The 14,308-nt window shown below is 71.3% G+C and carries 9 protein-coding genes; 1 reads left to right on the top strand and 8 read right to left on the bottom strand.

Annotated elements, in window-relative coordinates; all coding sequences use genetic code 11:
• Positions 1 to 4 precede the first annotated feature (4 nt).
• The 8 genes from AC0HI0_RS41000 to AC0HI0_RS40965 form a co-directional block, all read right to left on the bottom strand.
• A complete protein-coding gene (locus tag AC0HI0_RS41000; RefSeq protein WP_480928838.1) occupies positions 5 to 985 on the bottom strand; it encodes a DUF916 domain-containing protein in 981 nt (326 codons plus the stop codon).
• 59 nt (positions 986 to 1,044) lie between these two features.
• Positions 1,045 to 2,571, bottom strand: a complete 1,527-nt coding sequence (locus AC0HI0_RS40995) for an Ig-like domain repeat protein (protein WP_480928837.1) — start codon at positions 2,569 to 2,571, stop codon at positions 1,045 to 1,047.
• Between the two features lie 81 nt (positions 2,572 to 2,652).
• The gene (locus AC0HI0_RS40990; RefSeq protein ID WP_480928836.1) at positions 2,653 to 3,639 is read right to left on the bottom strand and encodes a hypothetical protein; all 987 of its coding nucleotides are present in this window, start codon (positions 3,637 to 3,639) and stop codon (positions 2,653 to 2,655) included.
• A 237-nt stretch (positions 3,640 to 3,876) separates the two neighbouring features.
• Positions 3,877 to 6,231 carry a hypothetical protein gene (locus tag AC0HI0_RS40985; protein WP_480928835.1) on the bottom strand — a complete coding sequence of 785 codons (2,355 nt, stop codon included), beginning with the start codon at positions 6,229 to 6,231 and terminating at the stop codon, positions 3,877 to 3,879.
• Complete coding sequence (gene pstS, locus AC0HI0_RS40980) at positions 6,228 to 7,784, bottom strand: phosphate ABC transporter substrate-binding protein PstS (RefSeq protein WP_480928834.1); 1,557 nt, start codon at positions 7,782 to 7,784, stop codon at positions 6,228 to 6,230. Before pstS ends, AC0HI0_RS40985 begins: the two co-directional genes overlap by 4 nt.
• Complete coding sequence (gene pstA / locus AC0HI0_RS40975) at positions 7,781 to 9,058, bottom strand: phosphate ABC transporter permease PstA (protein ID WP_480928833.1); 1,278 nt, start codon at positions 9,056 to 9,058, stop codon at positions 7,781 to 7,783. The genes pstS and pstA overlap by 4 nt, the downstream gene beginning before the upstream one ends.
• Entirely contained in the window at positions 9,058 to 10,068 is a 1,011-nt protein-coding gene (gene pstC, locus AC0HI0_RS40970; RefSeq protein ID WP_480928832.1) for a phosphate ABC transporter permease subunit PstC, read from the bottom strand. Before pstC ends, pstA begins: the two co-directional genes overlap by 1 nt.
• 157 nt (positions 10,069 to 10,225) lie before the next feature.
• The gene (locus AC0HI0_RS40965; RefSeq protein ID WP_480928831.1) at positions 10,226 to 10,528 is read right to left on the bottom strand and encodes a hypothetical protein; all 303 of its coding nucleotides are present in this window, start codon (positions 10,526 to 10,528) and stop codon (positions 10,226 to 10,228) included.
• A gap of 1,061 nt (positions 10,529 to 11,589) precedes the next feature.
• Here AC0HI0_RS40965 and AC0HI0_RS40960 point away from each other — a divergent pair.
• Entirely contained in the window at positions 11,590 to 14,238 is a 2,649-nt protein-coding gene (locus tag AC0HI0_RS40960) for a M4 family metallopeptidase (RefSeq protein ID WP_480928830.1), read from the top strand.
• Positions 14,239 to 14,308 lie beyond the last annotated feature (70 nt).

Genomic DNA, 14,308 nt, shown 5'->3' with positions numbered 1-14,308 from the left:
GCGGTCACGCGGCGACATGTTCGGCCTCCGGCAGCGGTCGGGGAGCGACGGGTTTGCGGCGCAGCCGCCGGTAGACCAGGTAGGCCGCGACCAGCAGCAGCAGGATCACCAGCAGCCACGGCACGGCGGCGGTGGTGGCGCTCGCCTCGACGGCGGCCGGCGCGGGCTCGGTGGCCTGCGGCGCGATCGGGTCGACGCGCACGTGACCGGTCACCCAGCCAGCAGGCAGCACGCCGTCCACCGCGGTCTCGACCCGGTGTGCGTTGCCGGGCAGCAACTCCGGCAGGTCCGGCAGCGCGGGACCGTCGGTGGCGGAGCCCCAGGGGGTCTCGACGCGCACCTGCTGCTTGCCGCCCAGCCGGACGTTGCCGGTGTTGCGGACGGTGTAGCTCACCGCCGTGGACCCGAGCCCGAACAGGCTGCCGGAGTAGGAGGCGGAGAAGTCCTCGACCGTGAGGCCCGGTTCGAGGTCGCCGGAGACCCGCAGGTAGACCCGCGCCCCCACGCGCTGCTCGACGGCGACCTTCTGGCCCTCGCCGTTGGTCGCCTCGGTGGTCAGCGACGCGACGATGCCGCCGGTGTGGTCGCCGGGCGTGGCGTTGGTCGGGACGGTCAGCGTGAACGGCACGATGGCGGTGGTGCGGCCCGGCAGGACCACCTCGCTCTTGTCCACCTTGGACCAGCGGCCGACGTCGACCGGGTCCTTGCCCGCCGCGAGCAGGTCGAACCCGCCGTCGGGGGTGTTGAACGCGTCGCTGGCGTAGACCCGCAGCGTCACCGGCTCGTCGGCGACGTTGGACACCGCGACGTGGTCCTTGACGATCGCGCCGGGCGTGGCGCTGTAGCTGAAGTTGTTGCGGGTGTCCGGCGCCTGCGCGGTCGCCGGGCGCACCCCGAACGTGGTCGGCCCGGCCGCCTGCGCGGGCAGCGGGGCGGCGAGCCCGAGCGCCAGGACGGCGGGCACCAACGCGCGCAGCCAGGTCATGGAGAGTCCTTTGTGGAGGGTGGGGGCGGGCGGAACACCCGCCCCCACCGGTTTTCCGATCAGATGGCGGTCAGGGTGAGGACCGCCGTGTAGGTGCCCGCGAGGGTGGAGGTCGGCACCTTCAGCGCGAGGTCCGCGCCGAGGTTCGCGGTGCCGTTGCCGCCCAGCGCGGCCGCCGTCGCCAGGGTGCGCGACGACGCGAGGCCGAGACCGGCCGGCGCCGAGGCGCCGGGCACGATCGCGTTGGCCGGCGCGACGACCGGGCCGGTGGTGATGTTCTGCACCGGGGACTTGTCGACGACCTTCGGGGACCAACCGAGGTTGGCGCCGTTGATCGCGTTCGAGCCGCTGGCGAAGTCGGTCACCTGGCCGGAGACGTTCCAGCCCGGGTTGCCCGCGCGGGTGTCGGTGACGGTGATCGGGTTGAGCGCGCCGGCCGTGGTCAGCAGCGAGCCGTCGGCGGCCATGACCGGCGAGGGCAGCACCACGTTCTGGTTGGCGACGCTGATCAGCAGCTCACCGGCGAGGACCTCGGTGGTGATGGTCTCGCTGGCGGACTTGCCGGCGAACGGGGTGACCGACAGCGGGACCGCGACCGAGGTCGAGGGCTCGTAGGCGGCGGCGTTGGCCGGGACGAACTTGGCGGTGAAGCTGTGCGCGCCCACCGCGAGGGTGGAGGTGGTCAGCGTGGCCGAACCGGCGACGACGGCCACCGGGTTGCCCAGGTTGGCCGCACCGTCGAGGAACTGCACGGAGCCCGCCGCGGCGGCCGGGGCCACCGTCGCGCTGAGCGTCACGGTGGAGTACTGCTCCGCCGAGCCGCTCGGGGTGACCGCGAGGGCGGTCGTGGTGGTGATCGCCGCGGGGGCGTTCACCTGGTAGGACACCGCCGGGGAGGTGGAGCCCTGGATGTGGCCGGCCGAGCCGGTGAACACCGCGGTCAGCGACCGGGTGCCCTGCGCCAGGTCGGTCGTGGTGAGGGTGGCGGTGCCGCCGGAGACGGCGACCGGCGCGCCCAGGTTGCCCGCGCCGTCCTTGAACTGCACGGTGCCGGTGGCCGACGCCGGGGTGACCGACGCGGTCAGCGTGACCGGGGTGCCCGCGGTGACCGGGGCGTTGGGCGACACGGCCAGCGCGGTCGTGGTCGAGACCGCGTCCACGGCGGTCCACTGGGTGGCGCTGGTGAACGTGACGGTCCGGGTGAAGGTGCCCTTGACCTCGGTGGAGAACAGGTCGACGCAGTTCACCGCGATGGTGTAGACGCCCGGCGTGATGGTGGTGCTGTTGTCGACCGCGATGTCCTTGAAGGACTGGCCCTGCAGCACGGTGATCGGGCCGCTGGTCGAGAAGCCGACGTCGGTCGGCGTGGTGCCGATCAGGCCGTTGGTGAAGCCGCCCGGACCGTAGACGAACAGGTTGTAGCCGTCCGAGCCGGTGGGGCAGCCCGCCGACGTGGTGTAGGTGGGCGCCTCGACGTCGGAGCCGCTGGTCTTGTTGATGTTCAGGGAGCCCAGGTTGCCCGCGGGCGGGGCGGCCAGCGCCACGCCGGCGGTGCCCAGGGTCGCCGCGGCGGCGGCCGCGATCACGACGGCGCCACCGAGGAGGCGACGGATTGCGGTGTCAGTACGCACTGGTGTGCAGACCTTTCCGGTACAGGGAGCAGGCGACTACGGCGCGGGCGGGGTGATCAGGTCGGTGTTGCCGCAGTTCGGGTTCACACCGAAGCCGTACTGCGTGATCACGCCGGTGTTGGTGCAGACCAGCGAGGTGTTGCCGACGAAGATCTGGGCGTAGGTCGGGTCCGCGACCTTCGACGACGGGATGACGTTGTAGACGTCCCGCTTGAACGTCGAGGACGTGTTGAGCTGCGACGGGGCCACACCGTTGAACGTGGCCAGGACGGCCTTGCCCTGCGCGGCGGGCGCGTTGCCGTAGACCTGGGACAGGTAGACGGCGATCGAGTACGGCAGGATGTGCTTGGTGTCGGTCAGGTACGTGCCGACGTGCTCCTGGATCGGCTCGTTGTTGACGTCCACGTCGCTCACGCACGGGAACTGCGTGGTGTAGTTCGCCGCGTTGGTCAGGCCCAGCTGCTTGAGGAAGAAGTCGCGGCTGCCCGAGCCGAACTGCGGCAGCAGCGGCTTGAAGTTGGTGCCGGAGCCCGGCGCGGTGCAGTTGTAGATCGACTTCAGCTGCGCCGTGGTGAGCTTCTTGCTCAGCGTGCTGTCGCCGCGCACCGCGTAGGTCATCGCGTCGACCGCGAACGGCACGTAGGTGAGGTTCTTGCCCGCGTACGACGCCGCGTTGTTCGACGAGGACCGCGCGGCCTGCACGCAGTTGTCGCCCGCTTCGAGCGAGTTGACCAGGGCGGTCACGCCCGCGCCCGAGGAGGCCGGACGCGCGATGACGCAGCCGTTCTCCTTGGTCTTGATGGTGTCGGTGCCGCGGGCGTCGTAGGAGCCCAGGCGCTTGGTGCCGCCGACGGTGATGGCGTCGGACAGGCCGTTCATCACGGTCTGCGTGGTGTCGGACCCGACGATGGCGATGTCCCGGTAGGTGGGCGTGCCGGTCGGGTCGGCCTGGGCCGGGCCGCCCACGAGGGCGACGGTGGCGACAGCGGCGAAGGCCGCGCAGAGCAAACGCTTCCTGCTCACTGCATGTATCCTTTTCTCGCAAAAGGGTGCGCGGACTGCTGTCCGCTCACTGGTCCGGCGCTCGGACTCGTGGTCGTCGGCGCCGGTCACGCGGTGTCTGTCCGGTCTGCGCGGAGCGGCAACTCCGTCCAGGCCGGGCGGCGCCTCACCTCCCCCTCTTCCCTCCCCCACGGCCGTGCCCGGCCGTCGTGCGGTGTGTCGCGTCCGGGCGGACCCGGCGGACGAGTCTTCGCGGTGTCACGGCCGCACCCGGCCGCCGAGCCGCAGCAGCACCGGCCCCGCGGCGGTGGCCGCGCCGCCCGCGATCAGCAGCCCGGCCAGCAGGTAGCGCAGCACCCAGGTGACCGGCATGGCGGGCGTGTCGCGCAGCGCCGCCACCGGCACGGTCGACGTGGACGCCGCGGTCGGCGGCGCGGCCACGGCGGGCGCGGGTGCCGGCGCGGGCGCGGGCGCGCCGGTCGGTCCGGGTTTGGCGACGGCCTCGGGGGTCTCCCCCTTGGTCGCCGGCCCGGTGGTGTTCTTGCCGGAGTCCCGCGCGATCAGCGAGGCCGCGTCGGCGGCCTGCTTGCGCAGGTCGTCGGGCAGCGGCAGGTAGCCGATCGGGAGCTGGCCGGTCGCCTCGCCCCGGGTCTGGCCGGGGCCGGTGGCGAACCGCAGGAACTTCGCGTACTCCGCGCCCGCCTGGGCGTTCATCGTGGCGGGCACCGCGGCGGCGTAGGTGACGCTGGGCAGCGGGTAGGCGTCGGCGGCCTTGGCGGTCGGGTCGGCCCGCCGCACGCCCGGCACGTCGGTCGCGGACATCTGGCCCAGCGCCGCGGTCAGGCCCGCGTCGTCCGGCTTCACGTAGTTGCCCGACGCGTTGCGCAGCGCGGCCGTGGGCAGGCCGTAGCGGGCGGCGGTGGCCGTGTCCACCACGGCCAGCATGCTGCGCTCGCCGACCGGCTGGCGCGGCGAGCGCGAGTAGCCGGGCTTGGACGGGTCCGCCGGGTCGGGCAGGCCGTTGGGCGATTTGCCGAGCGTGTCGCCCCGGCTGATGCCCCGGCCCGCCTCGTGCAGGTCGGCGGCCAGCGGGCGGGACAGCAGCGCGCAGTCCGGCCCGACGTTGGGCACGACCCGGCAGCTCAGGTCCTGCTTCGGGAAGTTCGGCAGCGGCAGGGTGAGGTTCTTGTAGTTCTTGTTCACCACCATGCCGGACGGGTCGGGCGTGCCGTCGAGGAACGCCCGCGCGTCCCGGTCGGCGTTGATCCACGTCCACAGCGCGGTGGTGGCGTCGAGGTCGACCGACGGCGACAGGATGTCCAGCGCGTTCATCAGCACGCCGTAGGTCTTGAACTCGGGGTTGAGGTCCAGGAACTCGGGGTCCTCGTTGAGCCGCCGCTTGTTGGCCGCCAGGTAGTCCTGGTTGCCCGGCACGGCGTCGCGGTAGGACTGGGTGAGCAGCTTGGCGACCAGCCGGGCGTTGAGCTTCAGGTCGCCGATCGGCGAGCCGTCCTTGCTCCACACCGCCGGGTCGGGCTCCACCTCCGGGCCGCGCGACTGGCGTTCCATGACGAACGCGATCGCGAACCCGGACACCGCGACCGGCGCGTACACCACCGGTCGTTCCGGCGTGCGCTGGGCGGCGGCCTGCGGGTCGGTCACGAAGACCATGCCCGGCTCCTCCTGCGACAGCACGTCGCGGGCGATGCCGTCGGGCACCTGGGTGAAGCCGTAGGTGGTGCCGCCGTTCGCGCACAGCGCGGGCTGCCAGCGGGCCATCGCGTCGGCGACGAACTCGTGGCCGGTCAGCGCGCGCTCCGCCGCGCCGAGCGGGCAGGCCCGGCCGACCGGCTGGAAGTCGAGCTTGATCGCGATCCGGTGGTTCCAGTTCGTCCGGCTCAGCGGCGAGGTGTCGAGGTTGCCGCTGGTGTGGTCGACGCCGGGCTTGCGGCCGTTGACCTCGGTGTCGCCGCGCGGCACGACGACCAGCCAGCAGTGCCGGGGCTTGCCCTGGTCCGGCCCGTCGGCGCGGACGTTGCCGCAGCCCAGCCCGTAGGCCTCCAGCGCGGTCTGCACCTCGAAGTCGAGTTCGCCGGTGCCGTCCGGGCGGGTCTTGGCGAACGGGACCTCGTTGGTGGTGCCGGCGTCGAAGTACTTGCCGAACGAGGTGGTGGTCTCGCCCTGCACCGACCGGAACGGCAGGTACGCGCCGGGCGTGGGCGGGTCCGTCTCGGCCGGGTCGACGATGGTGGACAGCAGGATCCGCCGGCTGCGCGTGTAGTCGCCCAGGCCCAGTCCGTTCTGCGCCTCCAGGCCGCCGTACTGGCACTGCTCGCGGGTCGGGCCGGCCGGGTCGTCGCCCCAGCACTGCATGACCTGCAGGTAGTTGGTGGCCAGCCGGCCGACCGGTCCGGTCTCCTTGCCGCCGGTCCACCGGATCCGGACGGTCTGGTTGATCAGGCCGGTGGTCTGCGCCACGGTGACCTTGAGGTCCTTGAACTCGTCCCGGCCGGACTCGGTGACCTCGGACGAGGTGTTCTGGGCGGTGGCCGCGGGCGGCCAGACGGCGAGCCCGGTGAGCAGCAGGAGGGCGGCGAGCAGCAGGCGTCTCATCTGTTGGCTTCCCTTCTGCGCAGGTGTCTGGCGACCAGCGGCGGACCGACGACCAGGCCCACCAGCAGCACGCCCGCCACCGCGATCAGCAGCGCCGTGTCGTCCTCGCGCAGGTCCACCGAGACCGGCACGGCCGACGCGCCCTGCACGGACCGGCTCTTGACGTTGCCCTTCTCGTCCACCGCGGCCTCCTCGGCGGCCGGGTCGGTGTTCCCGGTGCCGGCGTTCTCGGCGGCGGCCTGGTCCTTGGGCTGCTCGGCGGCGGCCTCGCCCGGGTCGTCACCGCCGGACTCGGTCTTCTCGGTCGCGCCGCCGGTGCCCTCCTTGCACTGGGTGGTGCCCTGCTTGTCGCAGTCCGGCGGCTGCGGCGCGTTGGCGGCCAGCGTGTTCGACCCGTCGGCGGAGAACGTCGGGTTGTTGCACTTGCCGAGGTCCTTGTTCTGCCTGGTGGTGCCCGGCACCCGGGCCACCTGGTCGATGCCCGCCCGCACCAGGTTGATCGGCAGCGGCGAGAACCCGAGCCGGTCGGCCTGCTGCTGGCCCTCGCACAGGAAGTAGTAGGCGAAGTCGGACAGCGTGCGGCCCTTGTCCGCGTTGAACTTCCCGGTCTCCTTGATCGGCAGGATCATGTAGCTGTAGCTGGACATCGGGTAGCTGCGGGCGTCGGCGTTGGTGTAGACGTCGTTCAACTCCTGGGTCAGGTCGTCCCGGATGCGCGCCTTGAGCAGCGCCACGGCGACCGCCGACGCCGTCGGCTCGACGTAGTAGCCCTTGGAGTTGAGCAGCTTCGCGACGGGGAAGTGCGCGTTGCGGGCGTAGGAGTACTCGACGTAGGTGATCGAGCCCTCGCTGCCCTCCTGGCGCACGTAGTTCGCCACGCCCAGCGAGCCGTTCTGGCCGACCACCGGGGAGATCAGCGGGTAGTTGGAGGTGAACCCGCACGGCGTGGAGCGCTGCGCGCGGCGGCAGTAGTCGTCCCAGACGGCCGGGTGCTGCGCGGCCATCCAGGTGGTGAACTGCGCCGTGGTGCCCGAGCCGTCGGAGCGGACCACCGGGGTGATCCGGCGGTCGGGCAGCTTCAGGCCGGGGTTGTCCTTGGCGATCGCCGGGTCGGCCCACGAGGTGATGGCGCCGGTGAACATCCTGGTGACCACCTCGCCGGACAGCCGCAGGTTGGTGACCCGCTTGCCGCCGATCTTGAGGTTGTACATCAGCGACGTGCCGCCGGCCACGATCGGCATGTAGGCGAAGGTGTCCTTCGGCGGCGTGGGCTCGACCTTGTCGCCGTCCTTGAGCCCGAACGGGATCTCGGACACCGCGAAGTCCACCTGGCCGGACCGGAACTGGTTGCGGCCGTCGGTCGACCCGGTGCCGGAGAAGCTGATCCGCATCCCGTACTGGACGACGTTCTTGCGCCACTGGTCCAGCGCGTTGTAGCTCCACGTCGAACCCGCGCCGCTGATCGGCGTGTAGTTCTGCGCGGCGAGGGCGGACGGCGTGGACCCGAGCAGCAGGCCGAGCACGGCGAGGACCGCCAGGATGGGCCTGGTCATGATTCTCCTTGGGTGGCCTGGAAACGGGCGAGGTCGCGCGCGGAAGCCGTGGTGCGCCTGCGGGACTGGCCGGCGGACTGCTCGCCGGGGCCGCGCCCGCCGACCACCCGGGCCAGCACGAACAGCACGAGCACCAGCGCCATCAGCACCGCCGCCGCGCCGAACCCGCGCTGCTTCATGGTTTCCTCGGACGAGGTCACCAGCTGGAAGGTGGCCAGCGGCAGGGACACCTGCGACCCGACGAACGGGTTCCAGTTCAGGAACGGCGTGAAGCCCGCCGTGATCAGCACCGGCGAGGTCTCGCCGATGCCGCGCGCGGTGGCCAGCAGCACGCTGGTGGTCAGGCCGGAGCGGGCGGTGGGCAGCGTGACGTGCCACGCGGTGCGCAACTGCCCGATGCCCAGCGCCAGCGAGGCTTCCTTGAGGGAGCTGGGCACCAGCCGCAGCACGACGTCCGCCGCCCGGATCATGATCGGCAGCATCATCACGCTGATCGCGCAGCCCGCCGCGAACCCGGAGCGCTCGAAGCCCACCATGAGGATCAGCGAGGCGTAGATGAACAGGCCCGCCACGATGGACGGCAGCGCGGTCATCGCCTCGACCACCGTGCGGACCAGGCGGGTGAACAGCCCCCGGGTCTCGTTGAGGAACACCGCGCAGGTCAGGCCGAGCGGCACGGTCACCACCAGGGCGATGGTGATCTGCTGCAGCGTGCCCACCGCGGCGTGCAGCACGCCGCCGAGTTCCAGCGGGTCCAGGGTGCCCGCGTCGGCCATGTCCTCGGTGAAGAAGTTGGCGTGGGCCAACGCCTCCGCGCCCATCACGATCGGGTAGGCGACGATGAACACCAGCGCGCCCAGCGCGACCAGGGCGAGGCTGTGCACGACGACGCTCGCCAGCTTGTCGCGCACCGCGATGCCGTTGTCCTCCAACGACACCAGCAGCGCGTAGAGGCCGAGGAACACCGGGTAGGCGATGGCGATGAACCCGACCGCGCCGGAGAACGGCGCGATCTGGTCGAACAGCAGGCCGGTCAGCGCGATCGCGGCGACCAGCGCGCCGAGCACGGCGGCGACGTCCGAGCCGCGCCGCGTCCCGGTGGCCCGCCGGACCTCCGGCGCCGGGCCGGGGTGCGGCGCGGCCGGGATCGCGTGCGGCGGGATCTCCTGGGTGCGGTCGTCGTACTCGGCCACCGCCGCCGAGGGGGCGTTCCCGGGAGCCGGGATCTCCTGGGTGACCTCGGTGGGTCTCGCGCCGGGTTCGGTCATGGTCATCAGTCACTCCCCTGGCCGGAACGGCTGCGGGCGATGACGGCGGAGGCCGCGAAGTTGACCACCAGCGTCAGCAGGAACAGCGCCAGGCCCGCCGCCATCAGCGCGGACAGCCCGAACGGGGTGGCCGCGCCCCAGCGCATCGCGATCAGCGCGGAGACCGAGTTGCCGCCGCTGCCCAGGATCTGGGTCTGGATGGTGAAGACCGGCGCGATGATCATCGCCACCGCGATCGTCTCGCCCAGCGCGCGGCCCAGGCCCAGCATCGTGCCGCCGATCATGCCGCTGCGCCCGAACGGGAGCACCACGCTGCGGATCACGCCCCACCGGGTCGCGCCCAGCGCGTACGCGCCCTCCCGCTCGCCCTGCGGGGCCTGGGTGAACGACTCGCGCATCACCGAGCAGATGAACGGCATGACCATGAACCCGACGATCAGCCCGGCCCAGAACGTCGAGGTCACGTAGGCCGAGTCGGTGGACAGCGGGTTGGTCGGGTCGGCCCCGTCCACGTCCAGGAACGGGATCCAGCCGAACTGGATGGAGATCCAGCGCGGGATGTCCACGCCCTGCCACTGCAGGAACACCGACCCGAACAGGCCGTAGACCACGCTCGGCACCGCCGCCATCAGGTCGATCAGGCTGGTCAGCAGCCGCTTGAGGCCGCGCGGCGCGTACTCGGAGATGTAGAGCGCCACGCCCAGCGCCAGCGGGAAGGCGACCACCAGCGCGACCGATGCGATCAGCAGCGTGCCGACCAGCACCGCGGCGATGCCGAAGTTCAGCGAGTCCGGCTCCCACGCCTGCGTGGTGAGGAAGTCGAACCCGGCCGCCGAGAACGCCTCCGCGCCCTGCGTGAGCAGGAACAGGCCGACCGTCGCCATGATCACCAGGACCGCGAGCCCGGCCACCCGCAGCATCAGCCGGAACACCAGGTCTATGCCGCCCGGCGCGGCCACGCGACGGCGTGGCTCGTCCGGCGGCGCGACCGGTGGCGCGTCCATCAGCTGGGTCATCTTCGGCGGCTCCGCGTTCTTCTCGGGACTTGCGCGGCAAGCAGAACCCGCCCAGTTGGCCAGGCCCGGATGGGTTCGTGAACAACGGACGAACGGCCGAAACGAATTGGTGTCCGGTACTCCGAACAGCCCTGCGGACAATCCCCGGAATCCCACATCAGAAATGCTCCACGGCCGCGACGGGCGCCGGCCCGACGAGGTCCAGGAAACTGCGGCACGCGTACTGCGCCTGCACCCGCCGGTGATATCTGCGGCTGGACACGACGAGATCCGTGCCGCCGAGTCTGAGCCGCCAGGACCACAACTGGGTGTCCCGGGACAGCGCCGGTGTGCTGTTCACCAGGCTCTCCCGCAGCTCGGCGACGGCCCGCGCGCAGGCGTCGACGGACGGGAAGCCCGCCACCGCCTGGCCGAGACTGCGGTTGTTCGCGGACAGGAAACGCCAAGTGACCCCGGACACCGGGGACCGGTAGATCTGAAAACGCGCGACCGCCATCGGGTTTCTCCCATCACTTCGGATGCGCCCCCGACGCCACGCCGAATGCTCAGTTCCGACAGTGGACGACAGAATAAGAACCAGTAGCCGCGAGGTGTCCATCATCCTCACAGCGGACGGACAGCACTTCCGGCAAACCGACAGTCACCAATTCACTACGAATAGGTCCGACCGGTCACCGTCGATAACCGTCTCGATACGCAATGGCGTCGCGGGGTTCTTCCGCGGCGCGCGGAAGAACCCCGACGGGCCCGTGGCGGCGGGCGTGGACCGACCCGGCGCGCGGGCGGGCGGCACGGCGGCGCGGCGGCGGACACGTGCGGCCGCTCGGCGGCGGCGGAGGTGCGGCGAAGGCGGGCGGTGCGGGCGGTTCGACCTCCGGGTGGATCTTCCGGGGCGGCCGGACTTTCGCCGCCGAACGCGTGTTCCGCACAACGGGATCGGCGTCGGGTGTTTTCCGGAGGCGCTCCGAGGGGTATGCAGGAAGCAGCGACGGCGGCGATATCACCCGATCCCGGCCGACGCCGCCGTGAATCGAGTCGGCCGGCGCGACCCGCCGGTCCGGCAAACAGCACACGCACCGGGTCCCGGGCGGAGCACCCGGGCCGTCGACCGGCACGGCGCACGGCCGAACCGGACGAACCGGGCCGATCCCTCCCGCACCCCCGCCGCAAGCCCCTGACCTGCGGCGAAGCCGTCGGCAGCCGAGTCGGAAATCGGACAGTATCCGGAAGCGGACACCGGCCGGCCGACCGTGAACCGCATTCGACAATCCGGTCGCCGACCGTTCGGGGGCATATCAAAAGGCCATAAATCCGGTGTTATGACCAACCCCCGCAGTGGTCATGGACAATTGGCCCGAACAGATCAATATCGGGTAGAACGTTGCTACTGGCAACGGTTAAACCTCGATGGGGTACCCGGTGCGCGTTACACAGGGACTTGTTTTTATCGAGGTCGCCGCTCGTGACTGGGACATTCGTCGTCCGAGTCCTCGGTATTCCCTGCGTGCCTGAGGAGCTGGCATGAAACGCAGTATCGGCGTGTACCTGGCCGCGTGCCTGGTAGCACTGTCGGTCCAGGCCGCGTCGAGCGCCGCACAAGCGGCGCCGACGGCACCGGCCAGCCCGATCGCCCTGGCCACGACCGCAGCCGACCAGGCTGCCGCGTCCGGGTTGGACGCCCTGGCCAAGGGCCCTGATGAGCAATTCCAACGTCGTGCCGTGTACACGGGCGGCATCCCCGGTCGCAAGGACCTGTACTACGTGTCCTACGACCGGACCTACAAGGGCCTGCCGGTCATCGGGGGCGACGCGGTCGTCTCCACCGACTCGGCCGGCAAGGTCCTGGACACCGTCGCCGCGAACGAGGGCGGTCTGGCGGTCGACACGAGGGCCAAGATCAGCGTCGCACGGGCCAAGAGCATCGCCCGCGCCCAGCTGACCAAGGTCGACAAGGTCGAGGGCGGCACCCTGTCCGTCCTGGCCGGCGGCCACGGCAAGCTGGTCTACGAAGTGCTGGTGTCCGGCAACCGCGCCGGCACGCCGAGCCGCCTGCACGTCTACGTCAACGCCCAGACCGGCGTCGTCGAGGACCAGGTGGACGACGTGCGGGCGGGCACCGGGCAGAGCGAGTGGAACGGCCCGAACCCGCTGAGCATCGACACCAGCAACAACCAGACGGTCGACAGCACCCGACCGGGTCTGAGCTGCGTGGACTACTCCACGAAGCAGCCGTTCACCAAGTCGAACAACTCCTTCGGCACGGGCAAGGCCACCAGCAAGGAAACCGGCTGCGCCGACGTCCTGTGGTCCACTCAGAAGCAGTGGGACATGCTGAAGAACTGGCTGGGCCGCAACGGCATCGACGGCAACGGCCGCGGTGTCCAGGTGCAGGTCGGCCTGGACAAGGTCAACGCCTACTGGACCGGTGACCACATCGAGATCGGCCGCAACAACGCCGGTCAGTGGATCGCCTCCATGGACGTCGCGGGCCACGAGCACGGCCACGCGATCGACCAGTACACCCCGGGCGGCGCGGGCCGCGAGGCCGGGCTGGGCGAGGGCACCGGTGACATCTTCGGCGCCCTGGTCGAGGCCTACGCCAACGAGCCCTCCCCGTACGACACCCCGGACTACCTGGTCGGCGAGTCGGTCAACCTGGTGGGCCAGGGCCCGATCCGCAACATGTACAACCCGCAGGCCGTCAGCGGTCACCCGAACTGCTGGTCCAGCGCCATCCCCGGCACCGAGGTGCACGCCGCGGCCGGCCCGATCAACCACTGGTTCTACCTGCTCGCCGAGGGCTCCAACCCCGGCGGCGGCAAGCCGAACAGCCCGACCTGCAACAGCTCCACCGTGCAGGGCATCGGCATCCAGGCCGCGGGCCGGGTGTTCTACAACGCGATGCTGACCAAGACGTCGACCCAGACGCTGTTCAAGTACCGCGTCGGCACCCTCGCGGCGGCGAAGACGCTCGACCCGACCTGCGCGCAGTTCAACGCGGTCAAGGCGGCGTGGCTGGCGGTCAGCGTCCCGGCGCAGTCCGGTGAGGCCACCTGCACGCCGACCCAGCAGAACGACTTCAGCCTGGAGCTGAGCTCGTCCTCCGGCACGGTCGCACCCGGCAGCAGCACCACGTCGACCGTGCGCACCACGACGGTGACCGGTCAGCCGCACTCGGTGGCGCTCACCGTGACCGGCCAGCCGAGCGGCGTGACCGCGACCCTCAACCCGACGTCGGTGACCTCGGGCGGTTCGTCCACGCTGAACATCTCGGTGGCGGCGGGCACGGCGGCGGGCACCTACCCGCTGACCGTCCGCGGCCAGGGCAGCACCACGCACACCGTGACGTACAACCTCACGGTGGGCACCGCCCCGACGGACAACGACTTCGCCATCGCGCTCAACCCGACCAGCGGTGACACCAACGCGGGCGGCACGGTGACGACCACGGTCGGCACCACCGTCACCTCCGGTCAGTCGCAGAAGGTCGCGCTGAGCGCGTCCGGCCTGCCGACCGGCGCGACGGCGACGTTCACCCCGGCCACCCTGGCGTCCGGCGAGTCGTCCAGGCTGGCCATCGCCACCACCGCGGCCACGCCCGCCGGCACCTACTCGGTGACCGTCACGGGCACGGGTCCGCAGGCGACGCACTCGGCGACCTACCAGCTGCGGATCGGGGGCGAGCCGCCGGCGAACGACTTCTCGGTGACCCTCGACCCGAGCAGCGGCAGCGTGAAGGCCGGCGAGTCGGCGACCTCGACCCTGCGCACGACCACCACGGCCGGTTCCCCGCACAAGGTGTGGTTCTCGGCCAGCGGTCTGCCGACGGGTGCGACGGCGACGTTCAACCCGCTGTCGATCGAGTCCGGTGAGACGTCCGCGCTGACGATCGCCACGACCTCGGCCACGCCGGAGGGCCAGTACACCATCACGGTGACGGCCACCGGCACGAACAGCACGCACACCGCCACCTACACCCTCACGGTGACCGGCGGCGGCGGTCCGGGCGACTGCAACGGTGTCCCGGCGTGGAGCGCGACGACGGCCTACGTGCCGAACGACGAGGTCTCCCACAACCAGCACAAGTGGAAGTCCACCTGGTACTCCACCGGTGCGGAGCCGGGTCACCCGAACTCCTGGGCCGTGTGGCAGGACCTGGGCGCCTGCTGATCCGAGCAGCGCCTGATCCACCCAGCACCACCTGAAAGACGAGCACCACCAGGAAAGACAGAGCGGCTGT

Source organism: Saccharothrix sp. NBAS 001 (assembly GCF_056640475.1).
The sequence above is the reverse complement of the archived record's forward strand: the minus strand, read 5'-3'. Positions and strand labels throughout refer to the sequence as shown.